Here is a 14,073-nt window from a genome sequence, read left to right on the forward strand (position 1 = left end):
ATACTACGCCTATTTCATGAAGGAACGCGGCTCGGCCAAGATGACCGCGATCACCAATCCAGGCAGCGACGTGCCGACCACCTTCAAGATCGACAACAAGCTGACCTATAGCGCGCAAGTCGGCGTGGCGATGAACTTCGACGAGCGCTGGTTCGCCGACGCCACGGTCATCAAGACCCGCCTGCGCACCGACGTGCACTTCTCGACCGGCCAGACCCAGTTCATGAAGCTGGATCCGGTGGCGATCGTGCTGGCGGTGGGCTACAAGTTCTGAACGCGGCGTTTGCCACGTGACCAAGGCCCGCCGCGTGCGGGCTTTTTCAATTAGTGGATTCCGCGCGCGTACTGCGTGAAATGCTCGGCGCTGAGCGCGTGCTGGTACAGGAAACCCTGGTAGAGATAGCAGCCGGCATCCGACAGGAACTGGCGCTGCCCCGGCGTCTCCACCCCTTCGGCAATCACCTGCAATCCGAGGCTGTCGCCCAGCGCGATGATGGAGCGCACGATCGAGGCGTCGTTCTGGTCGGTCAGCACGTCGCGCATGAAGGAGTGGTCGATCTTGAGCTGGTCGAGCGGCAGCTTGCGCAGGGTGGCCAGCGATGAATATCCGGTGCCGAAGTCGTCCAGCGAAAAGCTCAGGCCGCGCCGCTTGAGCGTGGCCATGGTGTGCGCGGTTTGGGTGAAGTCGGTGATGACCAGGCTTTCGGTCAACTCCAGTTTCAGGCTCGAGGGCTGCACCCCGCTGTGCTCGAAGATCCCCTGCAGCATGGGCACGAAATCCGGCTGGTTGAACTGGCGCGCGCTGACGTTGACCGACAAGGTCAGGCCGGCCGTCTCGGGCACGCGCTGCCAGCGCGCCAGCTCGGCGCAGGCGGTGCGCAGCACCCATTTGCCGATCTCGACGATGATCCCGCTTTCCTCGGCGGCGCGGATGAACTCGCCCGGATAGAGCACCCGGCCATTGGGCAGGCGCCAGCGCAGCAGCGCCTCGGCCCCGAGCACCCGGCCCGAGCGGTCGAGCTGGGGCTGGTAGTGCAGCACGAACTCGTCGTGCTGCAGCGCGCGCCGCAGGCTGCCTTCGAGCTCGGCGCGCGCCGACCAGGCGGCCTGCGCCGCCGGATCGTGGAAGCGGAAGGTGTTGCGGCCCGCGGCCTTGGCCTGGTACATCGCGGCGTCGGCCTGGCGCAGGGTCGACTCCACCGTGTCATGGACGCCGCACAGCGTGACCACGCCGATGCTGACCGACACCGAGTAACTCAGCTCGCCCAGCTGGAACGGCGCGGCCAGGGCCGCCACGACCTTGGCGGCGACGATTTCGGCCTGGTTCGCGGCCAGTTCGCGCGCGTCTTCCACCGGCTGGATCAGCACCACGAACTCGTCGCCGCCCAGGCGCGCCACCATGTCGGCCTCGCGCACGCAGTGCTCGAGACGGCGCGCCACCGCCTGCAGCAGCTGGTCGCCGGCCGCGTGGCCCTGGCTGTCGTTGAGGAATTTGAAGTTGTCGAGGTCGCAGAACATCAGCGCTCCCCACTTGCGCGTGCGGGTGCTGGTGAGCAGGGCGCGGCGCAGGTGGTCGAGCAGGTTGGCGCGGTTGGGCAGGTCGGTCAGGTGGTCGAAGAAGGCCAGGTGGAAGATCCTGGCTTCGTTGCTCTTGCGCTCGCTGATGTCGGTGCCGATCACCAGGATCTTCTGGCAGGCGTCCAGGGCCTGGTCCGGGCCCAGCAAGGTCCAGCTGGTATCGGTGTCGATCGTCGAGCCGTCGCGCCGGATATGGGCCAGCTCGCCCGCCCACTCGCCTGACTCGAGCGTCTGCCTGAAGGCGGCCTCGTAGAGCGCGGGCTTGTCGCACAACAGGTCGCAGAAGCGCTTGCCCAGCGCTTCCCGGGCGCTCCAGCCATACAGGCGCTCGGCGCCATGGTTCCAGTAGGTGATCACGGAATGCATGTCCATCGCGATGATGGCGTCGCGCGCCCGTTGCAGGAACGAGGCCTGCTCCTGCATCTTGAGGTCGGCCTTCTTCAGGCGCGTGAAGTCGGAGAGAAACCCTTCCAGCATGCCGGGCGGGCCGCCTGTCAGGTTGAGCGAGCCCTGTTCGCAGATCCAGCGCACGTCGCCGCTCGCGGTGCGGATCCGGTAGGTCACCTGGTAGGCGCGGCCCTGGGCCAGCGCGAGGGCAATCGCACCATCGACCAGGACGCGGTCTTCGGGAAGGATGATGGAGCCGAACGGCAGGCCGGGCCGCGCGGTGAAGGCGGCCGGCGAGTAGCCGGTCAGCTTTTCGACGCCTTCGCTGATGAATTCGATGGTCCAGTCAGGGTCGTTATGACAGCGATACACCGCGCCCGGCAAGTTACTCAGCAGCAGGTCGAGCGACAGGGCGCCCGCCTGCTCGGGCAGGGAAGGATCAAGCATGGGCTGCGTCGTACTCATCTGCGCACTCATCTGTTCTCACGCTCAAGAAGTAGAGACCGAAACGATCGTCATGCATCGCGCATTTGATGGTAGCGTAAATATCCACGCGCACAGAGTGGACGCGAGGCCGATAGCGCTAAAGATTGTCAAATGAGAACGCCATACCACGGAATGTGACATGGCTAATAATCACTTTCACACTCGCAACCCAAGGTGCATGGACTGTCGGTTGCATTTTCTTTCTAACAACCCGCATGCTAGACTGCCCGGCCCCATCCCGAGCGATTCCCTTACGTGATCCTGCGCCGATTTCTTGTCCTGCTCCCCGTCCTCCTTGCTGCCGGCATCGCGCATGCTTCCGCCGACCACGACGGCTTGCGCGCGCTGCGTATCGCCGCGCCCGAGGCGCCGGCCATCGACGGCGTGCTCGACGAGGCGGCCTGGCAGCGCGCGCCGCGATACGACGATTTCCACAAACATGTGCCGCGCGACGGGCAGCCTGTTCCGGCGGGCTTGCGCACCACGGTGCAGCTGCTGGTCGACGATGGCGCGCTGGTATTCGGCATCCGCGCCTGGGATCCGGCGCCCGAGCTGCGCCGCGGCCAGCTGGCGCGGCGCGACAAGGTCGCCCCCGACCAGGACTTCATCGGCATCTGGATCGACCCGGCCGGGCATGGCCGCTCGGCCCAGTTCGTGCGCATCAATACCCTGGGCGTGGTCAGCGACGGCATGCACCGCGCCGACGACGACGAATCCGACCTGGGGCCGGATTTCCCGGTCGAGACTGCCGTCAGGATCCTGCCCGACGGCTACAGTATGGAAGTGCGCTGGCCGCTGTCGAACCTGCGTTTCCCGTATGCGGATGGACGCAACTGGCGCATGATGGTCGAGCGCAGCGTCCCGCACGCCGACGGCGCGTTGCTGGTGAGCGCGCCGTTCCGGATCGACGCACTGAGCCACCTGAGCTTCCTGCAGGAGATCGCGGGTATGGACGCCACCGTCGAAACGGTACGCGACCGCGGCTTTGTCGAGCTGCGGCCCGAGCTGACCGTGCGCAGCGAACGCGCGGCGACACCGGGCCAGCGCTTGCGCGGCCAGCAGGCCGAGCTGGGCCTGGAGATCAATGCCCGGCCGCGCGCCGACTGGGTGTTCAACGCCACCATCAATCCCGATTTTTCCCAGGTCGAGATCGACGAGCCGTTGTCGCAGGGCGCCAGCAACGTGGCGCTCAGCCTGCCCGAGAAGCGCGGCTTCTTCCTGGAGAGCGCCGACGTGCTGGGCCTGCCACTGCCGGCCTTTTATTCACGCACCGTGAACGATCCCGAATATGGCCTGCGCGCGACCTGGCGCGGCGCGCACATGGACGCCACCGCGATGAGCCTGCGCGACGAGCCGGGCGGCCTGGTGCTGCGCGGGCGTCCTTATGAAACGCTGGAATACGCACAGACCCGGCGCACGATGGCCAGCCTGGCGCGTGCGCGCTGGCACCAGGAAGGCCTGCTGCTGGGCGCCTTCGTCTCGCAGCGCGACTACCACCGCTTCGGCAGCAACGAGGTGCTGGGCGTCGACGCGCAATGGCGCGGCGAGACCGACGGCGGCGTGCAGCACCAGCTGTCCGGGGTGGCGATGGCCTCGCGCACCACGGCCGGCTTCACGGAAGATGACTTGCCGGCGCAGGTGGACCAGCGCTCCGGCGGCTACCTGTGGGGCAAGTACCTGCACAAGACGGCGCGCTGGTGGCACGAGGCCGAGGTGGAAGCGATCGCGCCCGGCTTCGTCAACGACAACGGCTTCGTGCCGCAGGCCGGCATCGCCCGCATCACGGGCTCGATGAACCGGATCCTGGGCCCGCAGTCCCTCGGCTCGCTCGAGCTGTACGAGTTCGAGACCTATCTGATCGTGCACGAGATGCGCACCCTGGCCGACTCCACGACCGGCCAGCGCGGCGGCGAGACCGTCGAGAGGAAGCTCCGTCCCGGCGTGTGGATGGCGGCGCCGCTGCAGACCGGCCTGTGGGTCGAACTGGGCTTCGACCGCCAGCGCGCCGGGCCGGGCGGGCGCCTGCACGACACCCGGGTCGTCAACTTCGGCGTCGAGACCACGCCGGCGCCATGGATCTCGAAGATCGCGCTGGAGGCCGCGCTGGGGCGCCAGCTCGACGTCGACGCCGACCGCGTGGGGCCGGGCGGCAACGTGATCCTGGACGTGGGGCTGCGCTTTCCCTTGCGCCGTGGCTGGTCGCTGGAGCTGGACCATCACGTGAACCGGGCCTGGGTGCAGGGCACGCTGGGCCAGCCGGCGTTCTCGGACACCGCCTGGCGCTGGCTGGCGATGCTGCATTTCAGCTCGCGCGATTCGCTGCGCCTGCTGGCCCAGAACACCTGGGCCGCGCGGCGCGACGACGGCGTGACCCAGCTCGAGGCGTGGAACGACCGCCAGGTCCATCGTTCGCTGCTGTATCGCTACCAGTGGCGGGTGGGCAGGACGGTGTCGCTCGGCATCGTGGACGACAAGCTGCCGCTGGTGGATGAGCGCAGCAGGTCGCTGACGTTCAAGCTGCAGTGGGAAGTCTGAGCATCGACCGTTCATCGGGCTACGCAGCCATTCGACCCCGCGCCTCGTCGTTCCATCGGAACCGCCAGGCGCTTCGCAGTTCCGGCTGGCATAGTGCACTCATCCAGGGAGCGGGGGTGAACATGAACAAGGGATGGATTACGGCATGCCTGATGGCGGCAAGCGCCATGGCGGTGGGCGCCGACGAGGGTCCGGACCGGGCGCGCCTGGCGGCCGAGATCACGGCCGCCGACGCGCGCCTGTTCGGCGGCCTGAACGCGCGTGATATCGGGCCAATGAAGGAAGGCTTCAGCCGGCGCCTCGAGTTCTATCACGATCGCGGCGGCGTGACCGGCTACGACGAGAATATCGCCGTCTTCGAAAGGAATTTCGCGGCGCCGAACCGGCTCCGGCGCGAAGCCTTGCTCGACACCTTCGAGATCTTCCCGTCCGGGCCGGAGCATGCCATGCATATCGGCAAGCACCGCTTCTGCAACAAGCCCTCGCCCAGCGAGCCCGAAGGCTGCAGCGTCTACCGTTTCTCGATGGTCTGGGCGCGCGAAGCGGGCGCGTGGAAGCTGCTGCGGGTGCTCAGCTACGATCACTGACGCCGCGCCGTGCGCGCCGGTGATATGCTGGCGCCATGACTACCGAATCCGATATCGAACTGTCCGGCGCCTTCCAGGCCAAGGATGGGCAAGGCCGTACCCTCGACGTGAAGAACATCACCATCTTCGACGAGGGCTACGGGATCATTGACGTGTACGTGAAGTTCGCGGCCAAGCTCGAACCGGGCGCCTACAAGGACACCGTCCTGGTGCGCCAGATCATCGACCGCCTGCGCGCGGTCGGCTACAAGGGGCCGGACTTCGGCCACAGCGATCCGGGCCTGCAGGAAAGCCGCCTGATCGTGCTCGAAGCGCCCGAGGAATTCGCGGCCTTCGCCAAGAGCCGCGGCTGGAAGAACCTGGCCGAAGACTTCGACGAATAAGCCAGACTGAAAAGGGCCGGGATCGCTCCCGGCCCTTTCTACATCGGCGTCATGATCTCAAGCGCCCAGGCGCAGTTCCAGCCCGGTCGCGGTATAGGTCGGCGTCACCGTGTAGCCCTCGACCGTGATGGTCTCGAACTTGCCCTTCAGGCTGCCCGCGGTGATGACCTTCAGCGTCGCGCCGGCCGCCGGCTTGTAGCCGTTCTGGAACGCGATGCGCAGCGTGCCGCCGCCGATCGTCACCGCGCCGCTGACGCTCAGGTGGCCGTGGGTCACCGCGCCGACGCGCATTTCGAGCGTGGCGCCCTTGAGCTGGGTGTACCCCTTCGCCAGCGCCAGCGTGCCCGCCGTATTGTTGACCACCGTGGCGCCGCCGACGACATACACCTCGCCGGTGCCGAAGGCGGTCATCGACAGCGCTTCGAGCGTGCCGCCCTCGACCTGGGCGCCGCCGCTCCAGCTGTTCCTGCCGCCCAGCTTCAGCACGCCGCTGCCTTGCTTGACCAGCTTGCCGCTGCCCGAGATGTCGTTGCGCCAGCGGTCGACGGCGTTGAAGCCGCCCTTGCTTGCGTCCATGTTCACCACCACGTTGCCGGTGAAGACGCCATAGCCGTCCGCGGCGGCGAACAGGTTCAACCGGCCCCAGCCTTCAGGATCGTCCAGCACCGGGTAGCCGGAAGGGATCGCCGTCGTCTTGAGCACCACCCGGCGCTGCGCCTCGCTCAGGTAGGGCAGGCGGGTTTCCAGCATCACCTCGGCGCCTTCCGGCACCACCGCCGGCGCGGTGGCCGAGCCGATCTGCGGCAAGCCATAGGTCATGCGGCGCAGATAATTTGCGCGGCTGGCGGCATAGTCGGCGAAGCGGTCGTTGGCAGGCAGGCCCGAGGCGGCGTAGTTCGCGAAGGTGGCCGGCGTTGTGCTGGTCAGCTTCATCAGCGTCGTTTGCGCCTGGGCGCGGGCGGCGGCGCGGGTGGTGGCGCCGGCGGCGATCAGGTTGGCCGCGGCGACGGCCTGCGCCTGCACGCGGCCGCTGATCACGTCCAGCGGCGAGTGCATGCCGGCCAGGATGCGGCTTTCGCCGAGCTCCAGGCCGCGGCCGACCAGTTCCTGGAAGCGCTCCGGCACCACATAGGCCATGGCGACGGCGTTGCGGGTCGCTTCCGCCGAGTGGCCACTGGTGAAGCCGCCGTCGGTGCCCGGCGTCGAACTCTTGGCCGGCTCCAGCTGCGGCACCACCTGCACCGCGCTGCTCCAGCGGTACGGCCGCGCGTACTTGTAGAAGCGCTTGGCCGGCTCGGTCGAGCCGTTGGCGCCCATCGCGTTGACCAGGTCGATCACCTTGCCGAACTCGGGATTGGCGTCGCCGCCGACGCCGTTGTTGTTGCCGCCGTCCTCGTACTTGACGGTGATGGCGTCCTGCGGCATGTCGTTGATGGTGGTGGTCTGGCGCGCGGCGCTGCGCCAGGCGTCGGTGAGTGGGCCCATGCCGCTGGCGGTGCTGTAGCCCTTGCCGCGGCGGTCGTCGAGGTAGGCCAGCAAGGCCTGTTCGGGCGTGCGGCTCGCGGTGGCCCTGACCACGTAGTCGATGTTCGCGTTGTGGACTTGCGCGTTGACGACCGTGCCGCCGGGCGTGCCGTCGTTCGGCAAGCCGGTCCAGCTCGAGGCGACGACGGCAGGGAAGCCTTCCACGGCCGGGGCGGCCTGGCCGGCGTCGACGATTTCCGTGAGCGGCTTCCAGACGTCGAGCATGCCGCCAAGCACGCGCACGCCGGCATTCGTGCCCAGGGTGGCGTAGCGGGCGTCGCCGCGCTGGTTGGTGGCGACGGTGTCCACGAAGGCCGTGACGGCCGGGACCGGTGCGGTATCGGCCGCGCCCTGGTCGGCCGGCGCCGATGGAAGGACGACGACGACGTCGGCATCGTCATGGTGATCGGAACCGCCGCAGGCGCTCAGGGCGAGGATGGCGCCGATGGCGATGGCGAGCGGAAGGCGGCGCAGTGGACTGGCGTAATGCATGGGCTAACCCTTCAATGGATTGTGAAGCAGAAAAAGTGAAGGGATGATATGAATGCCTTGTGACGTCTTCGTGACGAACCTGGGCATCAGAGGAGAGGCAGCAATGTTGAATGCGGTACGGGACTTGATGCAAGCGCCTGCGGGCATGGTCTGCGATTTCAGCCAGCCCGCGGGCGAGCCGGCGCTGGCGCCGCATGACGGCATTGCGTGGCAGGTCTTCGCCAACCCGGTCGCCCTGTTCGTGGGCGGGGTGACGGCGGTGCTGCTCGAACTGGCCGAACCGTCGGTGCGCTCGGGCGTATGGGACCACAGCAGCTTCCAGCGCGATCCGGGCACGCGCCTGCGCCGCACCGGCTTCGCGGCGATGATGACGGTGTATGGCCCCCGCTCAGAGGCCGAGAAGATGATCGCGCGCGTGGTGCGCATGCACGGGCGGGTCGAGGGCCGCACGCCCGACGGCCGCGCCTACCACGCCAACGATCCGCGCCTGCTCGACTGGGTGCAGGCGACCGCCTCGTTCGGGTTCACCGAGGCCTATCACCGCTACGTGCGGCCGCTGTCCGCTGCCGAGAAGGACGCCGCCTTCGCCGAATCGGAGCCGGCAGCGCGCCTGTATGGCGCGACCGGCGCACCGCGTTCATGGAAGGAATGGGAGACGATGCTGGCGCAGGCCGCGCCAGGGCTGGAAGGATCAGGCATCCTCGCGGATTTCATGCGGATCATGGGCGCGGCCCCCATCGTGCCGGCGCCTTTGCATCCATTGCAGCGCCTGCTGGTGCGCGCCGCGGTGGAGATCACGCCCGAGCCGGTGCGCTCGCTGCCGCAGCTGCGCGGGCGGGGACTGCGTTTCGGCGAAGCGGCGCTGGTGCGCGCCCTGGCGCGGGGCGCCGCGCTGGCGCCGCTGGGCGACACGCCGCAGGCCCAGGCCGCGCGGCGCGTCGCCCAACGTTGATCAGAACGCCGCGATGCCGGTCTGGGCGCGGCCCAGGATCAGGGCGTGGATGTCGTGCGTGCCTTCATAGGTGTTGACCACCTCGAGGTTGACCATGTGGCGGATGATGCCGAACTCGTCCGAGATGCCGTTACCGCCCAGCATGTCGCGCGCGACGCGGGCGATGTCCAGCGCCTTGCCGCACGAGTTGCGCTTCATGATCGAGGTGATCTCGACCGCCGCCGTGCCTTCGTCCTTCATGCGGCCCAGGCGCAGGCACCCTTGCAGGCCGAGGGTGATCTCGGTCTGCATGTCGGCCAGCTTCTTCTGCACCAGCTGGTTCGCCGCCAGGGGTTTGCCGAACTGGGTGCGGTCCATGGTGTACCGGCGCGCGGTGTGCCAGCAGTCTTCGGCCGCGCCCAGCGCGCCCCAGGCGATGCCGTAGCGCGCCGAGTTCAGGCAGGTGAACGGGCCCTTCAGGCCGCGCACGTCCGGGAACGCGTTTTCTTCCGGGCAGAACACATTGTCCATGACGATTTCGCCGGTGACCGAGGCGCGCAGGCCGAACTTGCCGTGGATTGCTGGCGCGCTCAAGCCTTTCCAGCCTTTCTCGAGCACGAAGCCGCGGATCGCGCCTTCGTCGTCCTTGGCCCACACCACGAACACGTCGGCGACCGGCGAGTTGGTGATCCACATCTTGCTGCCGGTCAGGCTGTAACCGCCGTCCACCTTGCGCGCGCGGGTGACCATCGAGGCCGGGTCCGAGCCGTGGTTGGGTTCGGTCAGGCCGAAGCAGCCGATCCATTCGCCGGTGGCCAGCTTCGGCAGGTATTTCTGGCGCGTTTCCTCATTGCCGAATTCAAAGATCGGCACCATCACCAGCGAGGATTGCACGCTCATCATCGAGCGGTAGCCGGAGTCGACGCGCTCGACTTCGCGCGCGATCAGGCCATAGGCGACGTAGTTGAGGCCGGGGCCGCCGTACTGCTCGGGAATGGTCGGGCCCAGCAGGCCCAGCTCGCCCATTTCGCGGAAGATCGAGACGTCCATGGTCTCGTGGCGGAACGCCTCGAGAATGCGCGGCTGCAGCTTGTCCTGGCAATAGGCCGCCGCCGCGTCGCGCACCATGCGCTCGTCGTCAGTCAGCTGGCTGTTCAGCAGCAGCGGGTCATCCCAGTGGAAAGAAGCTTTCTTGGACGAGTCGGTACGGGTCATCGCAAAATCCTGTCTCTAAGTTCTAGTTTGGTCGGTAGCACGCGCGGCGCGCCTGAACATTATAGAAACGTGCCGCACCCGCATCTTTTGAAACTGCGACAGGCATTTTCATTTTTTATCGATGCATCCTGCCGTGCTGACGGCAAGCTGACAAGGTCAGCGCGGCGCCGTGCTGCCGAACTTGCCGCCGTGGAAGATCAGGGCCGATTGCGGATGGACCTGGCACTCCTCGACCTCGCCGACGAAGATGACATGGTCGCCTTCGGGATAGCGGCTGCGGTTGTGGCATTCGAACCACGCCGACACGCCTTTCAGGATCGGCAGGCCGGTGCGCGACAGTTCGTACTCGACGCCCTCGAACGGATTCTCGGTGCGGCGCGAGAAGCGCAGCGCCAGTTCTTGCTGGCCGGCCGACAGCACATTGATCACGTAGTGCGAGTTGCCGCTGAAAATGGGCAGGCTGTTGGCGCCGGCGCCCAGGCTCCACAAGACCAGCGGCGGGTCGAGCGAGACCGAATTGAAGGAGCTGGCGGTCAGGCCGCGGAAGCTGCCGTCGGCCAGGCGCGTGGTAATGACGGTCACGCCGGTCGCGAATTGCGACAGGGCGTGGCGGAAATGTGTTGTATCGAAGCCGCGCGTCGTGGCGCGGGCGGAAAGTGTATTCATGCGATTCCTGAACGTTGGCGCTCATTATGCCATCGTCGGGGGAGTCCTTGCCGCGTATGCAGGCAGTTCGATGCAGGATGGGGCACTTTGCGCTACATTAAAGGATATCTAATCTGACAAATGCCAAGGTGAACTATGAGTGAGCAAAAAGCAGCCGAAGTCGCCATCCTCGGCGGAGGATGCTTCTGGTGCGTCGAAGCGGTTTACCTCGAGGCGCGCGGCGTCACCCGCGTCGAATCCGGCTATATGGGCGGCCAGGTCGACCATCCGACCTATGAGGCGGTGTGCGGCGGCGCCACCGGCCACGCCGAGGTGGTGCGTCTCGAATTCGATCCTGCCGTGATCAGCTACCGCGACATCCTCGAGATCTTTTTCACCATCCACGACCCGACCACCCTGAACCGCCAGGGCAATGACGTCGGCACGCAGTACCGCTCGGTGATCTTTACCACCTCGCCGGAACAGGCCGAGATCGCGCACAAGGTGATCGGCGAGATGGGCCTGGTGTGGGATGCGCCGATCGTCACCGAGGTCAAGCCCCAGGAAACCTGGTACAAGGCCGAGGACTATCACCAGAACTATTTCGCCCAGCACCCGCTGCAGGGCTATTGCGCCTTCGTGGTGGCGCCGAAGGTGGCCAAGTTCCGCAAGACCTTCACGGATCGCCTGAAGGCCTGATGGTCGGGCAGGGACTCAGGCAGACATTCAGGCAGACATTCAGGCATACATATACCTCCTCGACCACGGCAGCTGCGCCACGTCGCTTCCCGTCTTGCCGCACACGATCTGGTACAGGCTGATCCGGTCGTGGGCGAAGGCGTAGGCGCAGCCGGCCAGGTACACGTGCCAGATGCGGAAGCGCTTCGGATCGGTCAGGGTGCGGATGTGGGCCGCATTGCTCTCGAAATTGTCGGTCCAGAGCGCGCAGGTATGGGCGTAGTGGCGGCGCAGGTTTTCCACGTCGCGCACTTCCAGGCCGCCTTCCTGCATCGCCCGCACCACGGTGGCCAGGTGCGCCAATTCTCCCTGCGGGAACACGTATTCGTCGATGAACTGGCCACCGCCGTAGGGCGTCGCGCCATTGTCGACGTCGGTGGTGGTGATCCCGTGATTCATTGCCACGCCGCCAGGGGCCAGCAGGTCGGCCACCCGCGCGAAATAATCCTTCAGGTGCTGCACGCCGACGTGCTCGAACATGCCCACGCTGGTGATGCGCTCGAAGCGGCCGTCGACGTCGCGGTAGTCCTGCAGCCGGATCTCGATCCGGTCTTGCAGCCCGGCTTTTGCTACCCGTTCGCGCGCCAGCGCGGCCTGGTTTTCGGACAGCGTGATGCCCACGCAGCGCGCGCCGAATTTTTCGGCCGCGCGCAGCGCCAGCGCCCCCCAGCCGCAGCCGATGTCGAGCAGGGTCTGGCCGGGACGCAGGTCGATCTTGCGCAGGATGTGGTCGATCTTCTTGACCTGCGCGGTGGCCAGGTCTTCGTCGCCTCCCTCGAAGTAGGCGCAGGAATACACCATGCCGGGATCGAGCCAGGCGGCGTAGAACTCGTTGGAGACGTCGTAGTGGTAGCGGATCGCGTCGCGGTCGGATTCGCGCGTGTGGTTTTTCCGGAAGCCCAGCGCATCGGCCAGGCGGCCGCGCCTCGTGTCGGCCGCGCCGGACGCCGCCAGCGCATTGCCGATGGCGATGATGTCGGCCGCACGCCCCATCACCTCGATCGCGCCTTCGACGTAGGCGCGGCCCAGGCTGTACAGGGAAGGGGAGCGCAGGTAGCGCAGCGCGGCGGGGCCGGGGATGCGGATGGTGACCCGTGGCGGATCGGGCGACAGGTCGATGCGTTCACCGTTCCACAGCTCCACGCGCAGCGGCAGTGACAGTTGCGGCAATTTGCCGCGCAGGCCTGCTTGCCAGGCCGACAGCTTGATCTGATCGAACACGGTCCACCCCTTTTTATCAAAGGCGTAGCCGGCCGCGGCTCCTGGCCGGTTACGGTTGCAAACTACGGTTGCAAACGCTGGCGCGTCCAGCCGCCGTCTTCCCGCCGCTCGTAGACGATGCGGTCATGGAAGCGCGAACGCCGGCCTTGCCAGAATTCGATACGGTCGGGGATCAGGCGGTAGCCGCCCCAGTTGTCGGGACGCGCCGGATCCTCGCCGGCCCCCTGCGCCACGACGTCATAGTTCTGTTCGAGTTGCGCACGGCTGGCGATCGGCGCGCTCTGCTTCGAGGCGATCGCCGACAGCCGGCTCTTGAGTGGACGGCTGCGGAAATAACGGTCGCTTTCGTCAGGCGTCGTGCGCTCCACACGACCTTCGATGCGTACCTGGCGTTCGAGTTCGCTCCAGAAGAACAGCAATGCGGCGACACTGTTTTCGCGCAAATCCGAACCCTTCTTGCTGTCGTAATTCGTGTACCACGAGAAGCCGCGCGCATCGAATTGCTTGACCAGCACGATGCGCGAGCTCGGGCGGCCATTGGCGGCCACGGTGGACAGCGACATCGCATTCGGTTCATTCACCTCGGCCTTCAGGGCCTGCTCGAACCAGGCCGTGAACTGGTCGATCGGGTCGTCCAGCACGTCGGCTTCGTCGAGGCTGGCCTGGCCGTAGTCCTTGCGCAGATCGGCCACGGCCTGGCCCAGGGCCGGTGACAGCGGCGTAGTCGCAGGTGTTCCCGATGCCGCGATGCCGCGCCGCAGTTGCATGGCCTGGCCCAGGCGCGCCATCTGCTCCGGCGAGAACAGGCGCAGCGCCATCGGCGCAATATTGCTTTCCTCGCGCTCCATGTGGGAGGTATAGCTGGCCACGAAGCGCCGCACCTGGCTTTCCGACAGCACCGTGCCCGTGCCTTCGGCGATGGCGGTCAGCTGCTCGTGCAGGTCTTGCCACAACGCATCCATATCCTTGTGGTCTTGCAGGATGGTCGGCGCCAGCGCCTGCAGGATGGCGGCGTCGTCGCCCTGGGCGGTGGCGCGCAGCATCGGGATCAGGTCCTGCTCCTCGTCGTCGTGGTGCAGGTGGGCGGCCTTGTCGAAATAGCGCAGCACCGCGCTTGCCGCCTGGCGCGCCTGGTCGTCGGCGCCGTGCTGGGGCAGGTGTTCCAGCAGCTTTTCCAGGGTCGCGAGCTGCTTGCGGATGCGTCCGTGGCAATGCTTGAGCACGGCGATCGGTTGATCGAAATCGGGGGCGGTGTCGGGCAGCAGCGAGCTCATGGCAATCCAGTGGCATTTTAGTGACACGCGACAAGTTTGGCGCACCACTATTTGGTTATCTAAGAGGTATTTTAGTG

12 protein-coding genes are annotated in these 14,073 nt (G+C 66.7%); 6 read left to right on the forward strand and 6 right to left on the reverse strand.

All coding sequences use genetic code 11. The annotated features are described in order from the left end of the window. Positions 1–16: 16 nt before the first annotated feature. Positions 17–274, forward strand: coding sequence for an OmpW family outer membrane protein (locus tag HMPREF9710_RS28475; protein ID WP_005665010.1), 258 nt, complete (start codon positions 17–19; stop codon positions 272–274). 50 nt (positions 275–324) lie between these two features. On the opposite strand, the gene HMPREF9710_RS06590 is transcribed toward HMPREF9710_RS28475, so the two are convergent. Further along, the gene (locus HMPREF9710_RS06590; RefSeq protein ID WP_157225441.1) at positions 325–2,412 is read right to left on the reverse strand and encodes a putative bifunctional diguanylate cyclase/phosphodiesterase; all 2,088 of its coding nucleotides are present in this window, start codon (positions 2,410–2,412) and stop codon (positions 325–327) included. Between the two features lie 294 nt (positions 2,413–2,706). Here HMPREF9710_RS06590 and HMPREF9710_RS06595 point away from each other — a divergent pair, with 294 nt between their 5' ends. The 3 genes from HMPREF9710_RS06595 (at position 2,707) to HMPREF9710_RS06605 (ending at position 5,956) form a co-directional block, all read left to right on the forward strand. Beyond that, the gene (locus HMPREF9710_RS06595) at positions 2,707–4,986 is read left to right on the forward strand and encodes a carbohydrate binding family 9 domain-containing protein (RefSeq protein WP_005665012.1); all 2,280 of its coding nucleotides are present in this window, start codon (positions 2,707–2,709) and stop codon (positions 4,984–4,986) included. Between the two features lie 152 nt (positions 4,987–5,138). Beyond that, positions 5,139–5,573, forward strand: coding sequence for a nuclear transport factor 2 family protein (locus tag HMPREF9710_RS06600; protein ID WP_040775150.1), 435 nt, complete (start codon positions 5,139–5,141; stop codon positions 5,571–5,573). 35 nt (positions 5,574–5,608) lie between these two features. After that, on the forward strand, positions 5,609–5,956 hold the full coding sequence (locus HMPREF9710_RS06605) for a hypothetical protein (RefSeq protein WP_005665014.1): 348 nt from the start codon (positions 5,609–5,611) through the stop codon (positions 5,954–5,956). Positions 5,957–6,013: 57 nt separating this feature from the next. Here the strand turns inward: HMPREF9710_RS06605 and HMPREF9710_RS06610 are convergent, their stop codons facing one another. Continuing rightward, positions 6,014–7,972 carry a phosphatase PAP2 family protein gene (locus HMPREF9710_RS06610; protein WP_005665015.1) on the reverse strand — a complete coding sequence of 653 codons (1,959 nt, stop codon included), beginning with the start codon at positions 7,970–7,972 and terminating at the stop codon, positions 6,014–6,016. A gap of 127 nt (positions 7,973–8,099) precedes the next feature. On the opposite strand from HMPREF9710_RS06610, the gene HMPREF9710_RS06615 reads away from it, so the two are divergent. Then, positions 8,100–8,924 carry an oxygenase MpaB family protein gene (locus tag HMPREF9710_RS06615; RefSeq protein WP_218918182.1) on the forward strand — a complete coding sequence of 275 codons (825 nt, stop codon included), beginning with the start codon at positions 8,100–8,102 and terminating at the stop codon, positions 8,922–8,924. Here HMPREF9710_RS06615 and HMPREF9710_RS06620 read toward each other — a convergent pair whose 3' ends face one another. Both HMPREF9710_RS06620 and HMPREF9710_RS06625 read right to left on the reverse strand, forming a co-directional pair. Beyond that, positions 8,925–10,118 carry an acyl-CoA dehydrogenase gene (locus HMPREF9710_RS06620; protein WP_005665019.1) on the reverse strand — a complete coding sequence of 398 codons (1,194 nt, stop codon included), beginning with the start codon at positions 10,116–10,118 and terminating at the stop codon, positions 8,925–8,927. It lies immediately after the preceding gene. Between the two features lie 156 nt (positions 10,119–10,274). Next, positions 10,275–10,784, reverse strand: coding sequence for a flavin reductase family protein (locus HMPREF9710_RS06625; protein WP_005665021.1), 510 nt, complete (start codon positions 10,782–10,784; stop codon positions 10,275–10,277). Between the two features lie 135 nt (positions 10,785–10,919). On the opposite strand from HMPREF9710_RS06625, the gene msrA reads away from it, so the two are divergent. Continuing rightward, positions 10,920–11,462, forward strand: a complete 543-nt coding sequence (msrA, locus tag HMPREF9710_RS06630) for a peptide-methionine (S)-S-oxide reductase MsrA (protein WP_005665023.1) — start codon at positions 10,920–10,922, stop codon at positions 11,460–11,462. A 39-nt stretch (positions 11,463–11,501) separates the two neighbouring features. Here msrA and HMPREF9710_RS06635 read toward each other — a convergent pair whose 3' ends face one another. Together HMPREF9710_RS06635 and pdxH are read right to left on the reverse strand one after the other, a co-directional pair. Beyond that, complete coding sequence (locus HMPREF9710_RS06635) at positions 11,502–12,722, reverse strand: class I SAM-dependent methyltransferase (RefSeq protein ID WP_005665025.1); 1,221 nt, start codon at positions 12,720–12,722, stop codon at positions 11,502–11,504. A 62-nt stretch (positions 12,723–12,784) separates the two neighbouring features. After that, positions 12,785–13,996, reverse strand: a complete 1,212-nt coding sequence (gene pdxH / locus HMPREF9710_RS26980; RefSeq protein ID WP_005665026.1) for a pyridoxamine 5'-phosphate oxidase — start codon at positions 13,994–13,996, stop codon at positions 12,785–12,787. Between the last annotated feature and the right edge of the window lie 77 nt (positions 13,997–14,073).

This window comes from Massilia timonae CCUG 45783, assembly GCF_000315425.1.
Lineage (GTDB): Bacteria > Pseudomonadota > Gammaproteobacteria > Burkholderiales > Burkholderiaceae_D > Telluria > Telluria timonae.